Raw genomic sequence first — 23,256 nt, forward strand, 5'->3', positions numbered from 1 at the left:
ACACCCTCTGACACGACAGGAGATCCGGGTGCCCGACCCATGGGGCGCCCGGATCCCTGTCGGACATCTGCGGTGCGGGACGGAGGGGGCCTTCCGGGCCCCTGGCCGTGACGGCGGTGGGAGGACCTGATGAGGATCGTCTGCGTGGGCGGAGGCCCGGCCGGGCTGTACTTCTCCATCTCCGCGAAGCTGAGGGACGCCGGGCACGAGATCATCGTCATCGAGCGCGACCCGCCGGAGGCCACCTACGGCTGGGGCGTCGTGTACTGGAACGACCTGCTGGACATCCTGCACCGCAACGACCCCGAGAGCGCCCGCGCCGTGAGCGCCGGTTCCGTGCTCTGGCAGGACCAGGAGATCCGCCTGCACGGCAGCCGGCACGACGGCACGGCGTACTTCGGTGGCTACGGCTACAGCATGGGCCGCGCGGCCCTGCTGGACGTACTGACCCGGCGCGCGCGGGCGCTCGGCGTCGACGTCCGGCACGGACAGAACCTCACGGACCCCGCCGACCTGCCGGAGGCCGACCTGGTCGTGGCCGCCGACGGTGCGGGCAGCCGGATCCGGCAAAGCCGTGCCGACCACTTCGGCACCCGGATCGAGACCGGCCGCAACCCCTACATCTGGCTCGGCACGGACCGGCAGTTCGCCAGCTTCGTGTTCGACTTCGAGGAGACCCCCGCGGGCTGGATCTGGTTCCACGCCTACCCGTCGATCCGCGGCATCAGCACCTGCATCGTCGAGTGCTCACCGCAGACCTGGCAGGGTCTGGGCCTCGACACGCTCGAACCGGACGACGCCCTGCCCCTGCTGGAGAAGATCTTCCACCGTGCCCTCGACGGCCACTCCCTGATCAGCAGCGCACGCGGAGAACCGGCGAAGTGGCAGCGGTTCCAGCACATCAGCAACAAGACGTGGTACGACGACGCCGACGGCAACCTCGTCCTGGCCGGCGACGCCGCGCACACCACACACTTCACGCTGGGCTCCGGGACCCGGCTGGCGATGATCGACGCGATCGTGCTGGCCCACAGCCTCGCGCGGTACCCCGATACGCAGGTGGCGCTGCGCGAGTACGACCGGCACCGCCGTGCGGAACTGCACCCCGTGCAGGCGGGAGCGCGCTCCAGCATGGCCTGGTTCGAGCAGCTGGACGACTACCTGGACCGTGACCCGGTCTCCTTCGCCTACGCCATGTCCGTACGCCAGGGCCGCCAGCACCCCTGGCGCTACCAGGTCCACCTCGCCACCCAGATCGCCGCGGTACGCCGGGCCCGGCGGGCCTACGACACCGGAAGGCGCTGGTACAGGGACCGCCGCAGGGGCGAGGCCGCGCTGCCGCTGCTGGGCCGGACACTTCCCGGTCGGCAGTGAACGGGACGCCTCACGGCAGCTCAGACGCGGGGCACACCCGAAGACCCCCGCACCATCAACTCCCCCTGCACGGCCGCAACACCCCCGGGCGGCGGCTCCTCCCGCCCCATGGCGACCCGCCCGGCCCGCGCCCCGGCCTCCGCCAGCGGCAACCGCACCGTCGTCAGGGAAGGCACCGCGTCGATGCTGAACGGCAGGTCGTCGAACCCGGCCACCGACACGTCCTCCGGAATCCTCAGCCCCGACTCCCGCAACGCCGCGCATGCTCCCAGCGCCACGGAGTCGTTCGCGGCGACGACCGCCGTCAGCGACGGATCGCGGCGCAGCAGCTCCACCGTGGCCTCGTAACCGGACTGGCGGTCGTAGCGCCCGTGCACCGTCCAGCGCGGGTCCTCCTCGATGCCCGCCGCGGCCAGCGCCGCCCGGTGGCCCTCCAGGCGGTGCCGGGTGGTCGTACGCTCCTCGGGGCCCGCGATGTAGCCGAGGCGGCGGTGGCCGAGGCCGACGAGGTGCTCGGTGAGCCGGCGGGCACCGCCCCGGTTGTCGAAGGTGAGGGCGACGGCGCCGGTGTCGGGCGCCGGCGGCCGCCCGCACAGCACCACCCGGGTCCCGGCCTCCGTGAGCTTGCGCAGCTTCGCCGCGACCGCCGCCGCGTGCGGCGCGTCCTCCACGGCCCCGCCGGTCAGCACCACGGCCGCCGCCCGCTGCCGCTGCAGCAGGGTCAGATACGTCAGCTCACGCTCCGGTGAGCCGCCCGTGTTGCAGACCACCGCGAGCCGCTCACCGCCCGCGCGGCCGCCCCCGACGCCCCCGATCTCGGCCTGGATCGCGCTCGCCATGATGCCGAAGAAAGGGTCGGCGATGTCGTTGACGAGGATGCCGACCAGATCGGAGGTGGCCGCAGCGAGGGAGCTCGCCGGGCCGTTGAGGACGTAGTCCAGCTCGTCCACCGCCCGCAGTACCCGTTCGCGCGTGGAGGCGGCCACCGGGTAGTTGCCGTTCAGTACGCGCGACACCGTCGCGGGGGAGACCTGGGCGCGGGCCGCCACATCCGCCAGGGTCACCGTCATGTCGTCGTCCTCCGGTCGCGCATTGTGTCGTACGCCCTCGTAGACAGGCAGGTCCTGCTCCTGGTTCCGAGCGGACTTCCAGCAGACCTTAAAGCCAAGGACCCTCTTTGTTCGCCCCCTCGAACAACTCGAAGGGGACACGGACTTGTACAGACACCGGCCAAGGGCTAGCTTCTCACCATGTAGAAAGCGCTTGCTGCGGTGGTCTCCGTGCTGCGCGAAGGGAACTGATGTGACACGCAAGACGGTGCGTATCGCCATGAACGGCGTGACCGGGCGCATGGGCTACCGCCAGCACCTCGTCCGGTCGATCCTCGCCCTGCGCGACCAGGGCGGCCTCGATCTCGGCGACGGCACCGTGCTGTGGCCGGAGCCGGTCCTGCTCGGCCGCCGCGCGCACGCCCTGCGCGAGATCGCCGGCCGGCACGGCCTGGAGCACGTGTCCACCGACCTCGACGCCGTCCTGTCCGACCCGGCCGTCGACATCTACTTCGATGCCCAGGTCACCTCCGCCCGCGAGGAGTCGATCAGGAAGGCGATCGCCGCGGGCAAGCACATCTACACCGAGAAGCCGACGGCGACGGGACTGGCGGACGCCCTCGAACTCGCCCGCCTCGCCCATGAGAAGGGCATCAAGCACGGTGTCGTCCAGGACAAGATCTTCCTGCCGGGCCTGCTGAAGCTGAAGCGGCTGATCGACGGCGGCTTCTTCGGCCGCATCCTCTCCGTCCGCGGCGAGTTCGGCTACTGGGTGTTCGAGGGCGACTGGCAGCCCGCCCAGCGCCCCTCCTGGAACTACCGCGCCGAGGACGGCGGTGGCATCGTCGTCGACATGTTCCCGCACTGGGAATACGTCCTGCACGAGCTGTTCGGCCGGGTGACCTCCGTCCAGGCCCTGGCCACCACCCACATCCCGCAGCGCTGGGACGAGGACGGCAAGCCCTACGACGCGACGGCGGACGACGCGGCCTACGGCATCTTCGAGTTGCAGGGCGGCGCCGTGGCCCAGATCAACTCCTCCTGGGCCGTCCGGGTCGACCGCGACGAACTGGTCGAGTTCCAGGTCGACGGCACCGAGGGCTCGGCGGTGGCCGGACTCAGGAAGTGCCGGGTGCAGCACAGGTCGGCGACCCCCAAGCCGGTCTGGAACCCGGACCTCCCCGTCACGGAGGTCTTCCGCGACCAGTGGCAGGAGGTACCGGACAACGGGGACTTCGGCAACGGCTTCAAGGCCCAGTGGGAGCTGTTCCTCAAACACGTCTGCGCCGACGCGCCGTACCACTGGGACCTGCTGGCCGGCGCCCGCGGCGTGCAACTCGCCGAACTGGCCCTGAGGTCCTCGGCGGAGGGCCGCCGTATCGACGTACCGGAGATCGCCCTGTGACCATCCGGCTGCCGGACCTCCAAGGGGGTTTCCGGGCGTACGAGCCCCGCACCGAACCGCTGACGGTGACACCGGGCATCCCCTTCACCTCCCGTACGGTGTTCTCGGCGGCCCACGTCGTCGCCGACCCGTACGCCGATACGACTCCCGACTCGCCCGCCGCAGTCGACTGGGACGCCACCCTCGCCTTCCGCCGCCACCTGTGGTCCCACGGACTCGGCGTCGCCGAGGCGATGGACACCGCCCAGCGCGGCATGGGCCTGGACTGGGCGGGCGCGGCCGAACTGATCCGCCGGTCGGCGGCGGAGGCTCACAGCGTGGGCGGCCGGATCGCCTGCGGGGTCGGCACCGACCAGATCACGGGCGGTTCCCTGGCGGAGGTCCGCGGGGCCTACGAGGAACAGCTGGCCGTGGTCGAGGAGTCGGGCGCCCAGGCGATCCTGATGGCCTCCAGGGCGCTGGCCTCGGCCGCCTCCGGCCCCGAGGACTACCAGGAGATCTATGGCCGGCTGCTCCGCCAGGCGGCCGAGCCGGTGATCCTGCACTGGCTGGGACCGATGTTCGACCCGGCGCTGGAGGGCTACTGGGGCTCCGGCGACCTGGACGCGGCGACGAAGACGTTCCTGGAGGTCATCGCCGCTCATCCGGACAAGGTGGACGGCATCAAGGTGTCGTTGCTGGACACGCAGAGGGAGATCGGCCTCCGCCGCCGTCTGCCCCGCGGGGTCCGCTGCTACACCGGCGACGACTTCCACTACCCCGAGCTGATCGCGGGCGACGACCAGGGCTTCAGCCACGCCCTGCTCGGCGTCTTCGACCCGCTGGGCCCGCTGGCGGCCGAGGCGGTACGGGTCCTGGACACGGGGGATGTGACCGGCTTCCGGGGGCTGCTGGACCCCACGGTGGAGCTGTCCCGCCACCTCTTCCAGACCCCGACCCGCTTCTACAAGACGGGCGTGGTCCTCCTGGCCTGGCTCGCGGGCCACCAGTCGCACTTCACCATGGTCGGCGGCCTCCAGTCGGCCCGCTCCCTGCCGCACCTGGCCCGCGCCTACGAACTCGCCGACGGCCTCGGCCTGTTCCCGGACCCCGGGCTCGCGGAGGAGCGGATGAAGAACCTGCTGTCCCTGTACGGGGTGGACCAATGACCGGTCTCGGGCGTTTCAGCATCAACCAGATGACGGTGAAGCAGCTGTCGCTGCCGGAACTGGTCGCCGCCTGCGCCCGGTTGGGCATCGGCCAGGTGGGCCTGTGGCGCGAACCGGTCCACGAGTACGGCTTGGAGAAGACCGCCGAGCTGGTCCAGGACGCGGGCCTGACGGTGACCTCGCTGTGCCGGGGCGGCTTCTTCACGGCGATCGACCCGGCGGACCGGTCCCGCGCCCTGGAGGACAACCGGCGCGCGATCGAGGAGGCGGCGGCCCTCGGCACGGACACCCTCCTCCTGGTCTCCGGTGGTCTGCCCGCGGGCTCCCGGGATCTGCGCGGGGCGCGCGAGCGGATCGCCGACGCCCTCTCCCGACTGGGCCCCTACGCCGAGCAGCACGGCGTGCGTCTCGCCCTGGAGGCGCTGCACCCGATGTACGCCTCCGACCGCTGTGTGGTCTCCACCCTGGCCCAGGCCCTCGACCTCGCCGAACGCTTCCCGGCCCAGCAGGTGGGCGTCGCGGTGGACACGTACCACATCTGGTGGGACGACCAGGCGCCGGCGCAGATCGCCCGGGCGGGCGCGGGCGGCCGTATCCACGCCTTCCAGCTGGCCGACTGGACGACACCCCTGCCCGAGGGGGTGCTGACCGGCCGGGGCCAGATCGGCGACGGCGCGATCGACATGCGCGAGTGGCGGGGTCATGTGGAGGCGGCCGGCTACACGGGCCCGATCGAGGTCGAACTCTTCAACGAAGAGCTGTGGGCCAGGGACGGCCGGGAGGTGCTGGCGGAGACGGCGGACCGTTTCCACCGGGCTTTCCTGTGACCGCGGCCCAGCGCACCGGGTTTGGAAGAGCTCCGCCGTCTCGCCCGGAGGCTCGGTGAATCCCTGCGGGACGTCAAACCGGTCGCGGAGAGCAGGGGCGCACGGCTCGGCCGGGGAACGCCGGGGCCGGCGACATCGTCCTGTCCAAGTGGAACCACACCGAGCGCGTGATCACCCGCGCCCCGAGCCGAGGAGCCGGCCGTGCAACCGAACCTGATGCGGGCCGCCGCGGTCACGCTCGTCCTCGGTGCCGCCCTGACGGCCTGCTCCGGCGGACAGGACGGCCTGGACTACCAGACGGACTACGCGAACCACCGTCCGCTGCGGGTGACGGGCCATCCCAGTACAGGCAGCCTGGAGACGGTCCAGAAGGTCGTCTGGCGGCTCGCCGACGGGGACGCCGACGGCCTGGCCGCACTGAACACCGAGGGCGACGACGCGGGCCCGGCGGCCCGCGCCTGGGTCAGGGCCTACGGCACGGCGGCCCGCGCCGAAGTGACCGCCGACTTCCTCGACGAGGGTTCCGTACGCCAGGAGGTGGTCCTGCACTTCTCCGGGCCGCGCCGCACCCAGGAACTCACGGTGCGGATCACGGAGGGCGACACCTGGGGCATCGTCCTGGACGATCCCGCCCCCCGCCCGGACACGCAATAGGCCGACAACTCCTTCGCACCCCGTCTCACAGTGCGCCGACCTCCTCCGCCGTCGGATACGACTCCTGCGCGCCCCGCTTCGTCACGGCCGCCGCCCCCACCCGGGCCGCGTAGGCCGCCGCCTCGGCGAGAGCCGATCCCGACCCCAGCCTCCAGGCCAGCGCGGCCGTGAACGCGTCCCCGGCACCCGTGGTGTCCACCGCGTCCACCTTCACCGCCCCGACCCGCGCCACCCCGGAGCCGTCGCACACCAGCGCCCCCTGCGCGCCCAGCGTCACCACCACCGAGCGCGGGCCCTTGGCCAGCAGCAGCCGCGCCCAGTCCGCCGGGTCCCCGCTCACACACGCCTCGCCGAGGATCACCCGCGCCTCGTGCTCGTTGACGATCAGCGGATCGCAGGCCGCCAGCACCTCCGTGGGCAGCGGCCGGGGCGGGGACGGGTTCAGCACGAAGCGGCTGTCCGGGGACAGGTTCCGTACGACCTCCACGACCGTCTCCAGCGGGATCTCCAGCTGTGCCGACACCACCCGGGAGGCCAGGAACAGGCTCACCGCCGCCCGGACGTCCGCCGGGGCGAGCCGGGCGTTGGCACCCGGCGACACCACGATGCTGTTGTCCCCGGAAGGATCCACGGTGATCAGCGCCACGCCCGTCGGCGCCCCGCCCACCAGTACACCGACCGTGTCCACGCCGGCCGCGCGCAGGGAGTCGAGGAGCAGCCGGCCGTAAGCATCATCACCGACCCGGGCCAGCAGGGCCGTACCCGCGCCGAGCCGGGCCGCGGCGACCGCCTGGTTGGCGCCCTTGCCGCCCGGGTGGACGGTCAGGTCGCCGCCGAGCACCGTCTCGCCGGCGGCCGGCCGCCGCTCGACACCGATCACCAGGTCGGCGTTGGCCGAACCCACCACCAGCAGGTCGTAGTCGTACATCTCTTGACTCCCCATGACTCCCCGGACAGATGACGTCGGGCGGACCGCCGCCGGAGATGCTCCAGGGGCCGCCCGTCGTCGCTGCACTCATCTTTGCGCTCGGCCCTCCTTGTCAGACCCCGCCGGTACTGTCGGATCATGGCTCAGCAGGCGGGGACCCAGACCGGCGAGCGGCGGTTTGCCGTGGTCGAAGGCGTGCTGGAGAGGATCACGTACGCCAACGAGGACAACGGCTACACGGTCGCCCGGGTCGACACCGGAAGAGGCGGCGGCGATCTCCTCACGGTCGTCGGCGCGCTGCTCGGTGCCCAGGTCGGGGAGTCCCTGCGGATGGAGGGCCGCTGGGGGTCGCACCCTCAGTACGGAAAGCAGTTCCATGTGGAGAACTACACGACCGTCCTGCCCGCCACCGTCCAGGGCATCCGGCGCTACCTGGGGTCCGGGCTGGTCAAAGGCATCGGGCCGGTCTTCGCCGACCGGATCACGCAGCACTTCGGGCTGGACACGCTGCGGATCATCGAGGAGGAGCCCAAGCGGCTGATCGAAGTGCCCGGCCTCGGGCCCAAGCGGACCAAGAAGATCGCCGACGCCTGGGAGGAGCAGAAGGCGATCAAGGAGGTCATGCTCTTCCTCCAGACCGTCGAGGTGTCCACGTCCATCGCGGTGCGGATCTACAAGAAGTACGGCGACGCGTCCGTCCACGTCGTGAAGGAGCAGCCGTACCGCCTGGCCGCGGACGTCTGGGGCATCGGCTTCCTGACCGCCGACAAGATCGCCCAGTCCGTCGGCATCCCGCACGACAGCCCGGAGCGGGTGAAGGCCGGGCTGCAGTACGCCTTGTCCCAGTCGGCCGACCAGGGGCACTGTTTCCTTCCCGAGGAGCGGCTGATCTCGGATGCGGTGAAGCTGCTCGCCGTCGACACGGGGCTTGTCATCGAGTGCCTCGCCGAGCTGGCCGAACCCCCGCAGGACGGCGGCGATCCCGGTGTCGTACGGGAGAAGGTGCCCGGCCCGGACGGTGCCGCCGACGAGCCCGTCACCGCCGTCTACCTCGTCCCTTTCCACCGCGCCGAGCTGTCCCTCTCCGCCCAGCTGCTGCGCCTGCTGCGGACCGACCAGGACCGCATGCCCGCCTTCCGGGACGTGGACTGGGACAAGGCCCTGGGCTGGCTGAAGGGCCGTACCGGAGCCGATCTCGCCCCCGAGCAGGAAGCCGCCGTCAAGCTCGCGCTCAGTGAGAAGGTCGCCGTGCTCACCGGCGGGCCGGGCTGCGGCAAGTCCTTCACGGTTCGCTCGATCGTGGAGCTGGCCCGGGCCAAGCGGGCCAAGGTGCTGCTCGCCGCCCCGACCGGGCGTGCCGCCAAGCGGCTGGCCGAGCTGACCGGAGCCGAGGCCTCGACCGTGCACCGGCTGCTGGAGCTGAAGCCGGGAGGGGATGCGGCGTACGACCGGGACCGGCCGCTCGATGCCGACCTCGTCGTGGTGGACGAGGCCTCCATGCTGGACCTCCTGCTCGCCAACAAGCTGGTCAAGGCCGTGCCCCCGGGTGCTCATCTGCTCTTCGTCGGGGATGTGGACCAGCTGCCCAGCGTCGGCGCCGGTGAAGTCCTGCGGGATCTGCTCGCCGACGCGAGTCCCCTCCCCGCCGTCCGGCTCACCCGGGTCTTCCGGCAGGCCCAGCAGTCCGGCGTCGTCACGAACGCACACCGGATCAATGCCGGGCAGCATCCGCTCACCGACGGGCTGAACGACTTCTTCCTCTTCGTCGAGGACGACACCGAGGAGGCCGGGCGGCTCACCGTGGACGTGGCCGCACGGCGGATTCCGGCCAGGTTCGGGCTCGATCCGCGCCGGGATGTGCAGGTGCTCGCGCCGATGCACCGGGGGCCGGCCGGGGCCGGCGTGCTCAACGGGCTGCTGCAGCAGGCCATTACGCCCGGGCGGCCCGATGTGCCGGAGAAGCGGTTCGGGGGCCGGGTGTTCCGCGTCGGCGACAAGGTGACCCAGATTCGCAACAATTACGAGAAAGGGAAGAACGGTGTCTTCAACGGCACCGTCGGCGTCGTCACCTCGCTCGACCCGGTCGACCAGCGCCTGACGGTGCTGACGGACGAGGACGAGGAGGTTCCGTACGAATTCGACGAACTGGACGAACTGGCACATGCGTACGCGGTGACCATCCACCGTTCGCAGGGGAGTGAATATCCCGCAGTGGTGATTCCCGTCACGACCGGAGCATGGATGATGCTCCAGCGGAATCTGCTCTACACGGCGGTCACCCGGGCCAAGCGGCTGGTCGTCCTCGTCGGTTCCCGCAAGGCGATCGGACAGGCGGTGCGCACGGTGTCGGCCGGGCGGCGCTGCACGGCCCTGGACTTCAGGCTGGCGTAACCCGCTCGTAGGGCCGGCGGACGGCATCACAAAAAATGATCGATCAAATGAGTCGTGAAGGTCACAGAGCACTTCCAGATGCCGTTCGGAGGGGGCAGGATGAGCAGGTTGGCGGCACTGAGTGCCGCCAATAGGCCCAATGGTCGACCCCGAGTGCACTCTCCTGAGCCAAATGGGGGATGGTAGAGACAGTCAGGGCACCTCGAAGATGAGGCACTACGTCGGTGAGGGAAGACGTGAGCGACAACTCTGTAGTACTGCGGTACGGCGACGGCGAGTACACCTACCCGGTGGTCGACAGCACCGTCGGCGACAAGGGCTTCGACATCGGGAAGCTCCGCGCCCAGACCGGTCTGGTGACTCTGGACAGCGGGTACGGCAACACGGCCGCCTATAAATCCGCTGTCACCTACCTCGACGGCGAGGCGGGCATCCTCCGCTACCGCGGCTACCCGATCGAGCAGCTGGCCGAGCGCTCCACCTTCCTGGAGGTGGCGTACCTGCTGATCAACGGCGAGCTGCCCACCGTCGACGAGCTGACGACGTTCAAGAACGACATCACGCGGCACACGCTGCTGCACGAGGACGTCAAGAACTTCTACAAGGGCTTCCCGCGCGACGCCCACCCGATGGCCATGCTGTCCTCGGTCGTTTCGGCGCTGTCCACCTTCTACCAGGACAGCCACAACCCGTTCGACGAGAAGCAGCGCGACCTCTCCACGATCCGGCTGCTCGCGAAGCTTCCGACGATCGCGGCGTACGCGTACAAGAAGTCGATCGGCCACCCGTTCGTCTACCCGCGCAACGACCTCGGTTACGTCGAGAACTTCCTGCGGATGACCTTCTCGGTCCCGGCGCAGGAGTTCGAGCTGGACCCGGTCGTCGTCGCGGCGCTGGACAAGCTGCTGATCCTGCACGCCGACCACGAGCAGAACTGTTCGACCTCGACGGTCCGCCTGGTGGGTTCCTCGCAGGCCAACATGTTCGCGTCGATCTCGGCCGGCATCAGCGCGCTGTGGGGCCCGCTGCACGGCGGTGCCAACCAGTCCGTGCTGGAGATGCTGGAGGGCATCCGCGACTCCGGCTCCGACGTCGACACCTTCATCCGCAAGGTGAAGAACAAGGAGGACGGCGTCCGTCTGATGGGCTTCGGCCACCGGGTCTACAAGAACTTCGACCCCCGCGCCAAGATCATCAAGGCCGCCGCGCACGATGTGCTCTCCGCGCTGGGCAAGGAGGACGAGCTCCTCGACATCGCCCTGAAGCTGGAGGAGCACGCGCTGTCCGACGACTACTTCGTCGAGCGCAAGCTGTACCCGAACGTCGACTTCTACACCGGTCTGATCTACCGGGCCATGGGCTTCCCGACCGAGATGTTCACGGTCCTGTTCGCCCTCGGCCGCCTGCCGGGCTGGATCGCCCAGTGGACCGAGATGATCAAGGAGCCGGGTTCCCGCATCGGCCGCCCGCGCCAGATCTACACGGGCGTGGAGCTGCGCGACTTCGTGCCGGTCGAGGAGCGCTGACACCTGCCGGTGAGGGGCGCCGCGCCTGTCGGTGCCTCTCGCCGGAGTCGTGCCCTTGGCCGAGTGCGCCCGACGAGGTGCCGCTGGGGGTGCGTGGGCGGCTGCGGGGCCGTGGTGGCTCGTCGCGCAGTTCCCCGCGCCCCTTGGGCTTGTGCGGTCACCCTCGCTGACCGGGCTGAGCCCGCTGACCAGGTGAAGCGGAAGGCGCCCTGCCGCCGGTCCCCCCACGGGCCGACGATCAGGGCGCCTTCCCATGTCCCGGTGCGGATTCCCCCCACGGGATCCGGCCGGGCGCTCGGAGAGGACAGCGCCTGAATCGCTGTCTGTGAGCAGAATGAGCAAAACTCGTCCTGCCCCCAGTGATGCGGTGCGATCTGCCGGGACAACACACGCCGGGACGGCCGCTCAAAGCTTCCCGGTGTGCGTGCCCCGGCAACGCATCTCTGAGGAAGTCCCCCAAGACATCCCCAGATGCCGACTGACGCCCCCCAAGACGCCGAACCGACATCGCCAACTTAGACCTTCGAACCCCTTCGATGGTTACGTTCGCATCACTGTGATCTGCGTCTCTTGCATATGTCCTTTAGATGCGCAAGAGCCCCGATACGGCGATCGAGGCTCAAGCGTAAGGATGATGCGCGAGCCTTGTGAAGAGCTTATGTGAGGCTCGCGCCGGACTCTAGGGGGTCTCTTACTTCGGCTGCCGGTGAATCGTCGGCAACCCGGACGTACTTCAACGGAACCGGCGCAGCCGCAGACTGTTGGTCACCACGAAGACCGAGGAGAACGCCATCGCCGCGCCGGCGATCATCGGGTTCAGCAGCCCGGCGGCGGCCAGCGGCAGCGCGGCCACGTTGTAGCCGAAGGCCCACACCAGGTTGCCCTTGATGGTGGCCAGCGTCCGCCGCGACAGCCGGATGGCGTCGGCGGCCACCCGCAGGTCCCCGCGCACCAGCGTCAGATCGCCGGCCTCGATCGCCGCGTCCGTGCCGGTGCCCATGGCAAGGCCCAGGTCGGCGGTGGCGAGCGCGGCCGCGTCGTTGACGCCGTCGCCCACCATGGCCACGGCCCGCCCCTCGCGCTGCAGCCGCCGGACGACGTCCACCTTGTCCTCGGGCAGCACCTCGGCGAACACGTCCCCCGGGTCGATGCCGACGGTGCGCGCGACCGCCTCGGCGACCGTACGGTTGTCCCCGGTGAGCAGTACCGGCCGCAGGCCCAGTGCGCGCAGTTCCCGTACCGCCTCGGCGCTGGTCACCTTGACCGCGTCCGCGACGGCGAGCACCCCGCGGGCCCGGCCGTCCCAGCCGGCCACGACGGCCGTACAGCCCTCCTGCTCGACCTCGCGTGCCGCGCGGGCCAGCTCCTGCGGCAGCTCGTCGTACAGGCGCCCCACGGCCACCTCGCGGCCGTCCACGCGCCCGCGTACGCCCCGCCCGGGGACGTTCTCGAAGTGTTCGGCCTCGGGGAGCCGTCCGGCCCGCTCCTCGGCACCCGCGGCGATCGCGCGGGCGACCGGGTGCTCGGAGGCGTGCTCCAGGGCGCCCGCGAGCCGCAGCAGCTCCTTCTCGTCCTCGCCGTCCGCGGCGTACACCTGCTGCAGGGTCATCCGGCCGGTGGTGACCGTGCCGGTCTTGTCCAGGACGACCGTGTCCACGCGGCGCGTGGACTCCAGGACCTCGGGACCCTTGATGAGGATGCCGAGCTGGGCGCCGCGGCCGGTGCCGACCATCAGCGCGGTCGGCGTGGCGAGCCCCAGTGCGCAGGGGCAGGCGATGATCAGTACGGCGACGGCTGCGGTGAACGCGGCGACCGTGTCCCCGGTGACGCCCAGCCAGACGCCGAAGGTGCCGAGCGCGATGAGGACGACCACGGGCACGAAGACGGCGGAGATCCGGTCGGCGAGCCGCTGCACCTCGGCCTTTCCGTTCTGCGCGTCCTCGACCAGCTTCGCCATCCGGGCGAGCTGGGTGTCGGCGCCGACCCGGGTGGCCTCCACGACCAGCCGGCCGCCCGCGTTGACCGTGGCGCCGGTGACCCGGTCGCCGGGTGCCACGTCCACCGGCACCGACTCGCCGGTCAGCATGGACGCGTCGACGGCGGAGACGCCCTCGACCACCGTGCCGTCGGTGGCGATCTTCTCGCCGGGCCGTACGACGAACCGGTCGCCCACGGCCAGGGACGACACGGGGATCCGTACCTCGCGGCCCTGCCGCAGCACCGCCACGTCCTTGGCGCCCAGCTCCATCAGTGCCTTCAGGGCCGCCCCGGCGCGCCGCTTGGAGCGGGCCTCCAGATAGCGGCCGAGCAGGATCAGCGCGACGACTCCGGCGGCGACCTCCAGGTAGATGGTGGAGGCGCCGTCCATCCGCGCTGCGACATCGGTCGCCACCGCTCCGGGGGTGAGGCGGAACTCGTCGTGCATGCCGGGCATGCCCGCGTCGCCGAAGAACAGCGCCCACAGCGACCAGCCGAACGCGGCCAGCGTGCCGACCGAGACCAGGGTGTCCATGGTGGCGGCGCCGTGCCGGGCGTTGGTCCAGGCGGCCCGGTGGAAGGGTGCGCCGCCCCAGACGACGACGGGCGCGGCGAGGGTCAGGGAGAGCCACTGCCAGTTGTCGAACTGCAGCGCGGGGATCATCGCGAGCAGGACCACGGGCGCGGCGAGCAGTGCGGAGACGAGCAGGCGGTGGCGCAGGGCGCCGAGTTCGGGGTCCTGGCCGGGGGTTTCCGGTGCCGCCTCGGGCTCGGGCTCCGGCGGCGCGGGCTCCTCGGCGGTGTACCCCGTCTTTTCCACGGTGGCGATCAGGTCGGCCACCCGGACACCCTCGCCGAAGGCGATCTTCGCCTTCTCGGTGGCGAAGTTGACGGTGGCGCTGACGCCCTCCATCCGGTTGAGCTTCCTCTCCACCCGGGCGGCACAGGAGGCGCAGGTCATCCCGCCGATGAGCAGCTCGACCTCGGACGTCGTACCCGTGGTTATGGCTGTCTCTGCGGTGGTGCTGGTCATGTCCGGACTCCAGACATCGGACCGGGCCGTACGGATCCAGTATCAGCTGGTCGGCACGGCCTGGTCGGGGAAAGGGGTGTTCAGGCCTTGCCTGCCAGCTCGAAGCCGGCCTCGTCGACGGCCGCGCGCACGGCCTCGTCGTCCAGCGGTGCGTCGGAGACGACGGTCACCTCGCCGGTCGACGCGACGGCCTTCACCGAGCTGACGCCTGGGATCTGGGAGATCTCACCGGAGACGGAGCCCTCGCAGTGGCCGCAGCTCATGCCGGTCACCTTGTAGACGGCGGTGACGGATCCCGGGGTGTCGGTGTGGGCGGTCATGTGGTTGCTCCTCGTCGAGGCGTGTGGGGCCGGTGGGGTCCGTGAAGGGGACCCCACGCTTTCCACACTATACCCCTAGGGGGTATTTCTCCAAGGAGTGTCCCGGCGAGCCAGCGAGCGCGCCCACCCGACGCCCGCCAGGGCCACCAGGAGCAGTCCGCCGACCGAGAACAGCGTGAAGAGGTGCTCCTGCCCGGGGCTCGGCCGGACGAGGTACCCCTGGGTGAACAGCCGTCCCTGTATGCCGGTGCCCGTCAGCCGGGCGACCACCCAGATCGCGATGCCTTGCGTGGAGTCCCACAGCGCGTGCAGCAGGGAGACGCCCAGGACGGTGCCGGCCATCGGTGTGGCGAACCGGAAGTGTCCGGTCAGGCGGCGCCGGGACAGCAGCACGCCCCCGGCGATCGCGGTCCACAGGCCGTGCCCGAAGGGAGCGAGCACCCCGCGCAGGAACTCCGTCTCCAGCAGCGCGCGCAGTCCGATCCCTTCGGCGGAGACGGCCGCGGTGAAGGCGTACCCGACGCTCTCCAGGGCCGCGAAGCCGAAGCCGACGGCCGCGCCGAGCACCAGCCCGGCGCGCAGTCCGCGGATGCCCGGCTGCCGGCGCAGCACGAACACCAGTGCCGCGAGCTTGGCCGCCTCCTCGATCAGGCCGGCCCCGAGGAACATCCCGAGGGAGGGGCGCAGCAGGTACGACCCCGTCAGCGAGGCCCCGGGCGCGCCGAGGGCCGCGCCGGCCAGGAAGCAGCCGAGGATCGCGCTGACGCCCAGGTCGCGGCCGTGCCGCTCGTACGCCCACAGCACGAAGGCGACCGGCAGGAGAAAGCCGCCGAGCAGGATCAGGGTCGGCAGCAGTGTGCCGTTCCGTGTCTCGTACGTGACCCACGCGGCCAGTGCCCACAACGCGAACCCGCCGCCGAGACAGCGCCGCCACAGGCCGGCGGGAATGCGCGGGTACGGCGGTGGCGGCTGCTGCGGGCCGGGTATGCGGGCCTTGGGCGCGCCGGGAGGCGGGGAGTGGCTCACGGGGACCCCCTCGGACAGCTGCTGGGCGATTTATCCGCACTCTAGGCAGATGTGCCGGGTGTCGCAGTCCGGTGCTCCGGGTGTCGCAGTCCGGTCTGCCGGGAGTCGCAGTCCGGGTGATTCCCGGGATCACCCCTCCGGGACGGCACTCCGGGATCGTCCCTGCGGCGCCGCATCCGGGGTCATGTGCGGCCGAGCCGGTCACCCACCAGTGGTTCCAGATAGCGGATCAGGACGTCCTTGATCTCCTGGACATAGGCCGCCTGCTCGGCGCCCTCATGGGCGAGGACCAGCTCCAGGCCGGCCTTGTAGACGCCGAGGCAGACATGCGCCGTGCGGGTGACGTCGGCCGGGGCGGCGCCGGGCATGAGCGAGGCGAGCAGGCCCTCGATCCGGCCGAGCACGGTCGTGTGCAGCTGGTCGTGCTGCTCGGCCATCCGGCCCGGGATGTCGGGGCCGTGCATCAGCGCGAAGAACACCGGGTGCTCGGTGTTGAAGGTGATGAAGCGGTCGATGGCGGACCCGATGGCCTGTTCCAGTGGGGTGGCCGGGTCGACGGGGCCCAGCGCCTCGCCGTAGGCCGCCCGCATCTCGTGGACGAGCCGGTCGCCCAGCTCGATCGCGATCGCCTCCTTGTTCGGGAAGAACTGGTAGAGCGTGCCCGGCGAGACGCCGGCCTCGCGGGCGATGGCGTTGGTGCTGGCGGCCGTGTAGCCGGTGGTGCAGAAGACCCGGGCGGCCGCTTCGAGCAGCTGGGCGATGCGGCGTTCCCCGCGGGCCTGCCGGCGGCGGGGCTGCTCCTTCTCCCGCGGCTGCCCCGCCTCCAGTGGCTGCTCCTTCTCCGAGGTGTCGGACACGCGTGATCCCCAGCTCTCCAAAGGTCATTGACAAACGCGAGTGGTCGCTCGCATTCTTGAGAAACGCGAGCGATGTCTCGTGTTTGCCAGTCTATGGCAACGACTCCTCCGTGCCGCCCTCCGTGCGCGCACGGTTCGTGGTGAAGGGGACACCGCAAGATGACCGAAGTCAACACACCACCGCGGACCGTGGAGAGGGCGCCGGACGAGGCGCCGCCCCGCCCCGGCCGCTACACCCGGCTGGTCACCGCGCGGCCACGCCTGTCGTTGCTGGTGGCCCTGCTGCTCACCGCGCTCGCCGTGCTGGCCGGCAGCGGGGTCGCGGACCGTCTGAGCAGCGGAGGCTGGGAGGATCCGGCCGCCGAGTCGACGTACGCGGCCAAGGCGCTGGAGCGCGAGTTCCCCGACTCCCAGCCCAATCTGCTGCTCCTTCTCGACTCGGGCCGCGACTCGGTCGACGATCCGGCGGTCGCCGCCGAGGCCCGCGATCTGGCCGGCCGGCTGGCGCGGGAGAAGGGCGTGACCGGCGTCGGCTCCTACTGGCAGAGCAGGTCACCGGCACTGCGTGCCAAGGACGGCCACGAGGCGCTGATCGCCGCGCGCATCACCGGCGACGAGACCGCGATGGGCAGGACGCTCGACCGCATCGCACCCCACTACCGGGGCACGCACGGCCCGGTCGAGGTGAAGCTCGGCGGCATCGTCGCCGTCCGGCACGAGATGCAGACGATCATCAAGGAGGACCTGACCCGTGCCGAGCTGATCGCCCTGCCGATCACCCTCGTCCTGCTCGTGATGGTCTTCGGCAGCGCCGTCGCCGCCCTGCTGCCGCTCGGCATCGGCATCGTCGCCATCCTCGGCACCAACGCGGTCCTGCGCGGACTGACGGCCTTCACCGACGTCTCCGTCTTCGCGCTCAACCTCACCACGGCCCTCGGCCTGGGCCTGGCCATCGACTACGCCCTGTTCATCGTCCGCCGCTACCGCGAGGAACTGTCCACGGGCGCCGACCCGTTGACCGCGGTCGGCGCGACCCTGCGCACGGCCGGGCGCACGGTGCTCTTCTCCGCCCTCACGGTGGCGGTGTCCCTGGCCGCCATGATGGTCTTCCCGCAGTACTTCCTGCGGTCCTTCGCCTACGCCGGCATCGCCGTGGTCCTGCTCGCCGCTGCCGCCGCCCTGATTCTGCTCCCGGCCGCACTGATCCTGCTCGGCCACCGGGTCAACTCCCTGGATCTGCGCCGCCTGCTGCGCCGGCGCCGCGGTCCGAAGCCCGCCGCAGGGACGGCCTGGGCGCGGACCGCCGGCCTGGTGATGCGCCGCGCCCCGCTCTTCGCACTCGGCACCACCGTCCTGCTGGTGACCCTCGGACTGCCCTTCCTGGGCGTGAAGTTCGGCACCGCCGACGACCGCCAGCTGCCCTCCACCGCCGAGTCCCACGCGGTGCAGCAGCACATCAGGGAAGGCTTCCCGGGCAGCCCCGGCGGCGGTCTGGAGGTCCTCGCCGAGGGCAGGGCCACCGAGTCCCAGTACGCCGCGTACAAGCAGCAGATGGCCGCCCTGCCCGAGGTGGCCCGGGTCGACGGCCCGCTGGTCAAGGGGGACTCCGCCTACTTCACGGTGCAGCCGAAGGGGGAGGCCGTGGACGAGGCGGCGCAGCGCCTGGTCGGCGATCTGCGTGCTCTGCACACCCCCTTCGCAGCCAAGGTGACCGGTACGGCCGCCGTGCTCGTCGACACCAAGCACGCGATAGCCCAGCGCCTGCCCTGGGCGGCCGCGTTCATCGCCGTCGTCACCCTGCTGCTGGTCTTCCTGCTCACCGGAAGCGTGCTGATACCCGTGCAGGCCGTGGTGCTCAACGCGCTCAGCCTGACCGCGATGTTCGGTGCCGTGGTCTGGGTCTTCCAGGACGGCCATCTGTCCGGCGCGCTCGGCTTCACCAGCTCCGGCTCCATCGAGACCACCCTGCCCGTGCTGATGTTCTGTGTGGCCTTCGGGCTCTCCATGGACTACGGCGTGTTCCTGCTCTCCCGCATCAAGGAGGAGTACGACCGCACGGGCGACCACGACGCGGCGGTACGGCACGGACTGCAGCGCACCGGCGGGCTCATCACCGCGGCGGCGGTCATCCTCGCGGTGGTGATGGTCGCGATCGGCACGTCTCGGGTGACCAACACGAAGATGCTCGGCCTGGGCATCGCCCTGGCCGTCCTGATGGACGCGATGGTGGTACGCAGCCTGCTGGTCCCGGCGATCATGCGGCTCACGGGAAGGGCCACCTGGTGGGCACCGGCGCCGCTGCGGCGCTTCCACGAACGGTTCGGTGTCAGCGAGGGGTGACCATCGAAGGCCCTGGTCTTCGTGGAGGTTCCCGAAAGGAGCGCGCATGCGAGCCGTCGTCTTCGAACGATACGGCGCCCCCGCCGAGGTGCGAGAGGTGCCCGACCCCCGGCCGGCCGACCACGGAGTCGTCGTACGGGTCGAGGCGACGGGCCTGTGCCGAAGCGACTGGCACGGCTGGATGGGCCACGACCCCGACATCACGCTGCCGCACGTGCCCGGGCACGAACTCGCCGGTGTCGTCGAGGCGGTGGGCACCGGGGTGAGCGGATGGCGGCCCGGCGACCGGGTCACCGTGCCGTTCGTCTGCGCCTGCGGCACCTGCCCGGCCTGTGCCGCGGGCGACCAGCAGGTGTGCGAACGCCAGACCCAGCCCGGCTTCCACCACTGGGGTTCCTTCGCCGAGTACGTCGCGCTCGACCACGCCGACGTCAACCTGGTGGCGATCCCGGACGGCATGGCGTACTCCACCGCCGCCGCCCTCGGCTGCCGCTTCGCCACCGCATTCCGTGCGGTGGTGCAGCAGGGCCGGGTGGCGGCGGGGGAGTGGGTCGCGGTGTACGGCTGCGGCGGAGTCGGGCTGTCGGCCGTGATGATCGCGGCGGCGTCGGGGGCACGCGTGGTCGCCGTCGACGTGTCACCGCAAGCTCTCGCCCTGGCGCGGCGGTTCGGCGCCGCGGAGTGCGTGGACGCAAGCGGTGTGTCCGATCCGGCCGCCGCCGTCCGCGAGCTCACCGACGGCGGTGCCCATCTCTCCCTGGACGCCCTCGGCTCGGCCGCCACCTGCGCGGCCTCCGTGAACGGTCTGCGCCGGCGCGGCCGGCACGTCCAGGTGGGGCTGCTGCCCTCGGCCGACGGCACCACTCCCGTCCCGCTGGCCCGCGCCATCGCCCTGGAGCTGGAACTCCTCGGCAGCCACGGCATGGCCGCCCACGCCTACCCCGGCATGCTCGGCCTGGTCCGCTCCGGTGTCCTGCGCCCCGACCTCCTGGTGACGTCCACCATCACGCTCGACGCGACACCGGCGGCCCTCGCGGCGATGGGCACGGCACCGGGGGCCGGGGTCACGGTCATCGAGCCGTGGAGACGACAGCGGCCCACTCCCGGTCCAGGATCGACATGATCACCTCGTCGGCCCAGGCGCCGTCCTGAAGCCGGACCTCCCGCCGTACGCCCTCGACCACGAAACCGGCCTTCTCGTAGACCCGCCGGGCTCGCGCGTTGTGGCCGTACACCTCCAGCTGGATGCGGTGCAGGCCGAGTTGCCCGAAGCCGTGCCCGACGATCAGCCGGGTCGCCTCGGTACCGATGCCCCGGCCGCGGCCCCGGGGGCCGATGAGTGTGCGGAAGGTGCAGCTCCGGGCGGCCGGGTCGTAGTCGTACAGGACGACCTCGCCCAGGACCTCGCCGGTCCCGGGGTCGGTGACGGCGAGGTCGAGACGGTCGGGGGCGGTGGCCCGGGAGCCGTACCAGGACCGCAGCCGTTCCAGGGTGAGTTCGGTGGACGGCTCGTAGGTGAAGCGGACGACCTCGGGGTCGGCGATGATCTCCCACATGATGTCGGCATCGGACTCGGTGAAGGGCCGCAGGACGGTCTTCCGGCCGGTCAGGCGGGGTTTGACGGAGAAGCTCATGGCGTGACTGTGCCCCACCCGTCGAGTGGGGCGCAGTCGAATTACCGTGCGGATCAGTCCGGTTGCGGTGCGGATCAGTCCGGCCGGCGGCTGCGGTTGCGGGGCCGGGAGGCGACCCAGGCGCGGACGGTGTCGGCGTACCAGTAGGGCTTGCCGCCCTCCACATGGTCGGGCGGGGGCAGCAGCCCGTGCTTGCGATAGGACCGTACGGTGTCCGGCTGCACTCCGATGTGCGCCGCGATCTCCTTGTAGGACCAGAGCCTTTGGTCGGTCATGAGTTGCACCTCCCTGCGCGCGCCGCAGCGGCGACCGGGGGTGGTCGTCGGGGGAGCCGGGCACTGCGCTGGCGATCACCAAGCCTGTGTCCGGTGAACGACACACAGTGACCGGAGGACAGTGCCTGTCGAGAGGATGTGACGCACAACCGGCGTACATGAGACATGTGTGACACAGGCCGGGTGTTTGTGACACAGCCGCCGCAAAGGCGTACGCCGGGGCAACGGCGGGGTCGTGCGGATTTCGCGATGACGGGCCGGGTCCGCTGCGTCGGACCCGGCCCGCCGGCTTCCCCGCATCCTCCGGCGGCCGCTTCCCCCGAGGGGGTCTCCTGGATCCCCCCGGCCGCCGAAGGCCCCCGCTTTCTCCGGGATCCCGAAGCCGGACGATCAGCGTGTCAGGACCTGCCCGCGCGGGTCTTGGAAAAAAGCGCACCGCGGCCGGAGGTGAGGAGCAGGCTGGTCACCTCGCCCGCCAGCCGGTCGGTCACCGTGTCCGCAGCCGGCAGCCGCCGGGCCGCCAGGAACTCCCCCGGGGTGCAGCCCGTCATGTTCTTGAAGTCGCCGCTGAAGTGCGCCTGGTCGTAGTACCCGCACATCGCCGCGGTCTCCGCCTGTCCGTGCCCCTCGGTCAGCAGCCGCCGCGCCCTTTGCAGCCGCAGCACCCGGCCGGCCGCCTTCGGGGGCAGACCGATCTGTTCCCGGAAGCGGTTCTCCAGGTGCCGTACGCTCCAGCCCGCCTCCTGGGCCAGCCGGGGCACCGGGACCGTACCGGCACTGCGCCGCAGCAGTGACCAGGCGTGCACGACCCGCTCGGACGCGGGCACGCCCGAGCGCAGCCGCTCCAGCAGCACCCGGTCGAGCAGGGCGAACCGCTCCGGCCAGCCGGGCAGCGCCGCGAGGGTGCCCGCCAGCCGGCCGAGGTGCGTGTCCAGCTCGTCCGGGGCCGCCGATCGGTTGGCGAGTTCGTACTGCTCCGTGCCGAGCAGGGCGAACGCGGCCCACGGTTCCAGCAGTACCTCGATCCCGGACAGCCGGCCGCCGTGCTCACCGAGGGCGGGCGTGGTGCTCAGCCCGTTGACCACGGAGACGAGGCTCACCGCGGGCCGTCCGGGCCGGGAGATGCGTACCGGCTGCTCAAAGCCGAGCAGCAGCGTGACGGCTCCGATGGGCACTTCCAGCCGCCGCCGCGGCTGACCGAGGTTCAGCCGGATCCCGCGATAGCTGATGATTCCGGGCCGCAACACGGAACGGGGTCGCGCGGTTACGGTTTCCCACACGCGACCATGCTACGAGCGGTAACCGCAGCGTGCTCGGGAGTGAGGGGAACTGTGCGAGAAACCCGTGAGGAGGAGGGCGGCGAGAGTACTGGTCCGAATGTCTGGACAAAACATTGACAGGGCGCGGCGCGCGGGGCTAGAAAGCCGGGGAGAGCCACGACGAAGGGAAGCCGATGGCCTACGACCTGATCACCATGGGGCGGATCGGAGTGGACCTCTACCCGCTGCAGACCGGTGTCCCGCTAGCCCAGGTGTCGTCCTTCGGCAAGTTCCTCGGCGGGTCGGCAACGAATGTCGCGGTCGCCGCGGCCCGGCTCGGCCGGCACACGGCCGTGATCACCCGTACGGGCGACGACCCGTTCGGTGCCTATCTGCACGAGGCGCTGCGCGGCTTCGGCGTCGACGACCGCTGGGTCACCCCGGTCCCCGGGCTGCCGACCCCGGTCACCTTCTGCGAGGTCTTCCCGCCGGACGACTTCCCGCTCTACTTCTACCGGCAGCCCAAGGCGCCCGACCTGGAGATCGACGCCCATGAGCTGGACCTCGACGCCATCCGCGCGGCCCGCATCTTCTGGGTCACCGGTACCGGCCTGAGCGAGGAGCCCAGTCGTACGGCCACCCTCGCTGCGCTCGCCCACCGGGCGAAGGCCGGCCCGACGGTCTTCGACCTCGACTGGCGGCCCATGTTCTGGACCCACCCCGACGAGGCCCGCCCCTTCTACGCCGAGGCTCTGAAGCACACGACCGTCGCCGTCGGAAACCTGGACGAGGTGGAGGTCGCCACCGGCGTGCGCGACCCGCATGAGGCGGCCCGGGCGCTCCTCAAGGCCGGCGCCGAGATCGCCGTCGTCAAGCAGGGACCGAAGGGCGTGCTCGCCGTCAGCCGCGACGGCGACTCGGCCGAGGTCCCGCCGCTGCCCGTCAACGTCCTCAACGGCCTGGGCGCCGGAGACGCCTTCGGCGGCTCCCTCTGCCACGGCCTCCTCGAAGGCTGGGACCTGGAGACGATCATGCGGCACGCCAACGCGGCCGGCGCCATCGTCGCCTCCCGCCTGGAGTGCTCCTCCGCGATGCCCACCCCGGACGAGGTGGCCGCCGCGCTCGACGCCGGAGCGGTGCTGTGAGGGCCGGCCGGGTCGCGGGCACGCACCCCGAGGGCGGTGCGGGCACCGACGCCACCGCGGTTCCCCGCCATGAGGGCGCCGCGGGCAC

19 protein-coding genes are annotated in these 23,256 nt (G+C 71.2%); 10 read left to right on the forward strand and 9 right to left on the reverse strand.

Annotated elements, in window-relative coordinates; genetic code table 11:
- Window positions 1–129: 129 nt before the first annotated feature.
- The gene (locus tag ACZ41I_RS00375; protein ID WP_399768831.1) at window positions 130–1,374 is read left to right on the forward strand and encodes an FAD-dependent monooxygenase; all 1,245 of its coding nucleotides are present in this window, start codon (window positions 130–132) and stop codon (window positions 1,372–1,374) included.
- Between the two features lie 20 nt (window positions 1,375–1,394).
- Here the strand turns inward: ACZ41I_RS00375 and ACZ41I_RS00380 are convergent, their stop codons facing one another.
- Window positions 1,395–2,444: a LacI family DNA-binding transcriptional regulator gene (locus ACZ41I_RS00380; RefSeq protein ID WP_363213999.1), complete on the reverse strand. Its 1,050-nt coding sequence runs from the start codon at window positions 2,442–2,444 to the stop codon at window positions 1,395–1,397.
- Window positions 2,445–2,676: 232 nt separating this feature from the next.
- Between ACZ41I_RS00380 and ACZ41I_RS00385 the strand changes: the two genes are divergently transcribed.
- The 4 genes from ACZ41I_RS00385 (at window position 2,677) to ACZ41I_RS00400 (ending at window position 6,457) form a co-directional block, all read left to right on the forward strand.
- Window positions 2,677–3,828: a Gfo/Idh/MocA family protein gene (locus tag ACZ41I_RS00385; protein WP_399768833.1), complete on the forward strand. Its 1,152-nt coding sequence runs from the start codon at window positions 2,677–2,679 to the stop codon at window positions 3,826–3,828.
- Window positions 3,825–4,976, forward strand: coding sequence for a dihydrodipicolinate synthase family protein (locus tag ACZ41I_RS00390; RefSeq protein WP_468512822.1), 1,152 nt, complete (start codon window positions 3,825–3,827; stop codon window positions 4,974–4,976). The genes ACZ41I_RS00385 and ACZ41I_RS00390 overlap by 4 nt, the downstream gene beginning before the upstream one ends.
- Window positions 4,973–5,803, forward strand: coding sequence for a sugar phosphate isomerase/epimerase family protein (locus ACZ41I_RS00395; RefSeq protein WP_468512823.1), 831 nt, complete (start codon window positions 4,973–4,975; stop codon window positions 5,801–5,803). The genes ACZ41I_RS00390 and ACZ41I_RS00395 overlap by 4 nt, the downstream gene beginning before the upstream one ends.
- Window positions 5,804–6,004: 201 nt before the next feature.
- Complete coding sequence (locus tag ACZ41I_RS00400; RefSeq protein ID WP_468512824.1) at window positions 6,005–6,457, forward strand: hypothetical protein; 453 nt, start codon at window positions 6,005–6,007, stop codon at window positions 6,455–6,457.
- A 25-nt stretch (window positions 6,458–6,482) separates the two neighbouring features.
- Here ACZ41I_RS00400 and ACZ41I_RS00405 read toward each other — a convergent pair whose 3' ends face one another.
- Window positions 6,483–7,385 carry a ribokinase gene (locus tag ACZ41I_RS00405; RefSeq protein ID WP_468513065.1) on the reverse strand — a complete coding sequence of 301 codons (903 nt, stop codon included), beginning with the start codon at window positions 7,383–7,385 and terminating at the stop codon, window positions 6,483–6,485.
- Window positions 7,386–7,523: 138 nt separating this feature from the next.
- Between ACZ41I_RS00405 and recD2 the strand changes: the two genes are divergently transcribed.
- Window positions 7,524–9,776 (forward strand): SF1B family DNA helicase RecD2, encoded by a 2,253-nt coding sequence (gene recD2 / locus ACZ41I_RS00410; protein WP_363214005.1) that lies wholly within the window; start codon window positions 7,524–7,526, stop codon window positions 9,774–9,776.
- 236 nt (window positions 9,777–10,012) lie between these two features.
- Window positions 10,013–11,302 carry a citrate synthase gene (locus ACZ41I_RS00415; protein ID WP_351245679.1) on the forward strand — a complete coding sequence of 430 codons (1,290 nt, stop codon included), beginning with the start codon at window positions 10,013–10,015 and terminating at the stop codon, window positions 11,300–11,302.
- Window positions 11,303–12,035: 733 nt separating this feature from the next.
- Here ACZ41I_RS00415 and ACZ41I_RS00420 read toward each other — a convergent pair.
- The 4 genes from ACZ41I_RS00420 to ACZ41I_RS00435 all read right to left on the reverse strand — a co-directional run bounded on the left by ACZ41I_RS00420 (window position 12,036) and on the right by ACZ41I_RS00435 (window position 16,515).
- Window positions 12,036–14,312: a heavy metal translocating P-type ATPase gene (locus ACZ41I_RS00420; RefSeq protein ID WP_468512825.1), complete on the reverse strand. Its 2,277-nt coding sequence runs from the start codon at window positions 14,310–14,312 to the stop codon at window positions 12,036–12,038.
- A gap of 80 nt (window positions 14,313–14,392) precedes the next feature.
- Complete coding sequence (locus ACZ41I_RS00425) at window positions 14,393–14,632, reverse strand: heavy-metal-associated domain-containing protein (protein WP_360086554.1); 240 nt, start codon at window positions 14,630–14,632, stop codon at window positions 14,393–14,395.
- A 75-nt stretch (window positions 14,633–14,707) separates the two neighbouring features.
- Window positions 14,708–15,658, reverse strand: coding sequence for a PrsW family intramembrane metalloprotease (locus ACZ41I_RS00430; RefSeq protein WP_468319695.1), 951 nt, complete (start codon window positions 15,656–15,658; stop codon window positions 14,708–14,710).
- A gap of 182 nt (window positions 15,659–15,840) precedes the next feature.
- Window positions 15,841–16,515 carry a TetR/AcrR family transcriptional regulator gene (locus ACZ41I_RS00435; protein WP_399768848.1) on the reverse strand — a complete coding sequence of 225 codons (675 nt, stop codon included), beginning with the start codon at window positions 16,513–16,515 and terminating at the stop codon, window positions 15,841–15,843.
- 159 nt (window positions 16,516–16,674) lie between these two features.
- On the opposite strand from ACZ41I_RS00435, the gene ACZ41I_RS00440 reads away from it, so the two are divergent.
- Together ACZ41I_RS00440 and ACZ41I_RS00445 are read left to right on the forward strand one after the other, a co-directional pair.
- On the forward strand, window positions 16,675–18,855 hold the full coding sequence (locus tag ACZ41I_RS00440) for an MMPL family transporter (RefSeq protein WP_468512826.1): 2,181 nt from the start codon (window positions 16,675–16,677) through the stop codon (window positions 18,853–18,855).
- A 46-nt stretch (window positions 18,856–18,901) separates the two neighbouring features.
- Window positions 18,902–19,978, forward strand: a complete 1,077-nt coding sequence (locus tag ACZ41I_RS00445; protein WP_363214011.1) for a zinc-dependent alcohol dehydrogenase family protein — start codon at window positions 18,902–18,904, stop codon at window positions 19,976–19,978.
- Here the strand turns inward: ACZ41I_RS00445 and ACZ41I_RS00450 are convergent.
- The 3 genes from ACZ41I_RS00450 to ACZ41I_RS00460 all read right to left on the reverse strand — a co-directional run bounded on the left by ACZ41I_RS00450 (window position 19,926) and on the right by ACZ41I_RS00460 (window position 22,044).
- Window positions 19,926–20,489, reverse strand: a complete 564-nt coding sequence (locus ACZ41I_RS00450; RefSeq protein ID WP_399768854.1) for a GNAT family N-acetyltransferase — start codon at window positions 20,487–20,489, stop codon at window positions 19,926–19,928. The two genes, ACZ41I_RS00445 and ACZ41I_RS00450, sit on opposite strands and share 53 nt — an antisense overlap.
- Window positions 20,490–20,563: 74 nt before the next feature.
- Window positions 20,564–20,764: a helix-turn-helix transcriptional regulator gene (locus ACZ41I_RS00455; protein WP_399768856.1), complete on the reverse strand. Its 201-nt coding sequence runs from the start codon at window positions 20,762–20,764 to the stop codon at window positions 20,564–20,566.
- 398 nt (window positions 20,765–21,162) lie between these two features.
- On the reverse strand, window positions 21,163–22,044 hold the full coding sequence (locus ACZ41I_RS00460; protein WP_399768858.1) for a helix-turn-helix domain-containing protein: 882 nt from the start codon (window positions 22,042–22,044) through the stop codon (window positions 21,163–21,165).
- A 173-nt stretch (window positions 22,045–22,217) separates the two neighbouring features.
- Here ACZ41I_RS00460 and iolC point away from each other — a divergent pair, with 173 nt between their 5' ends.
- The gene (gene iolC, locus ACZ41I_RS00465) at window positions 22,218–23,168 is read left to right on the forward strand and encodes a 5-dehydro-2-deoxygluconokinase (protein ID WP_363214015.1); all 951 of its coding nucleotides are present in this window, start codon (window positions 22,218–22,220) and stop codon (window positions 23,166–23,168) included.
- Window positions 23,169–23,256: the final 88 nt, after the last annotated feature.

The sequence above is a fragment of the Streptomyces sp. NPDC030799 genome (genome assembly GCF_055572255.1).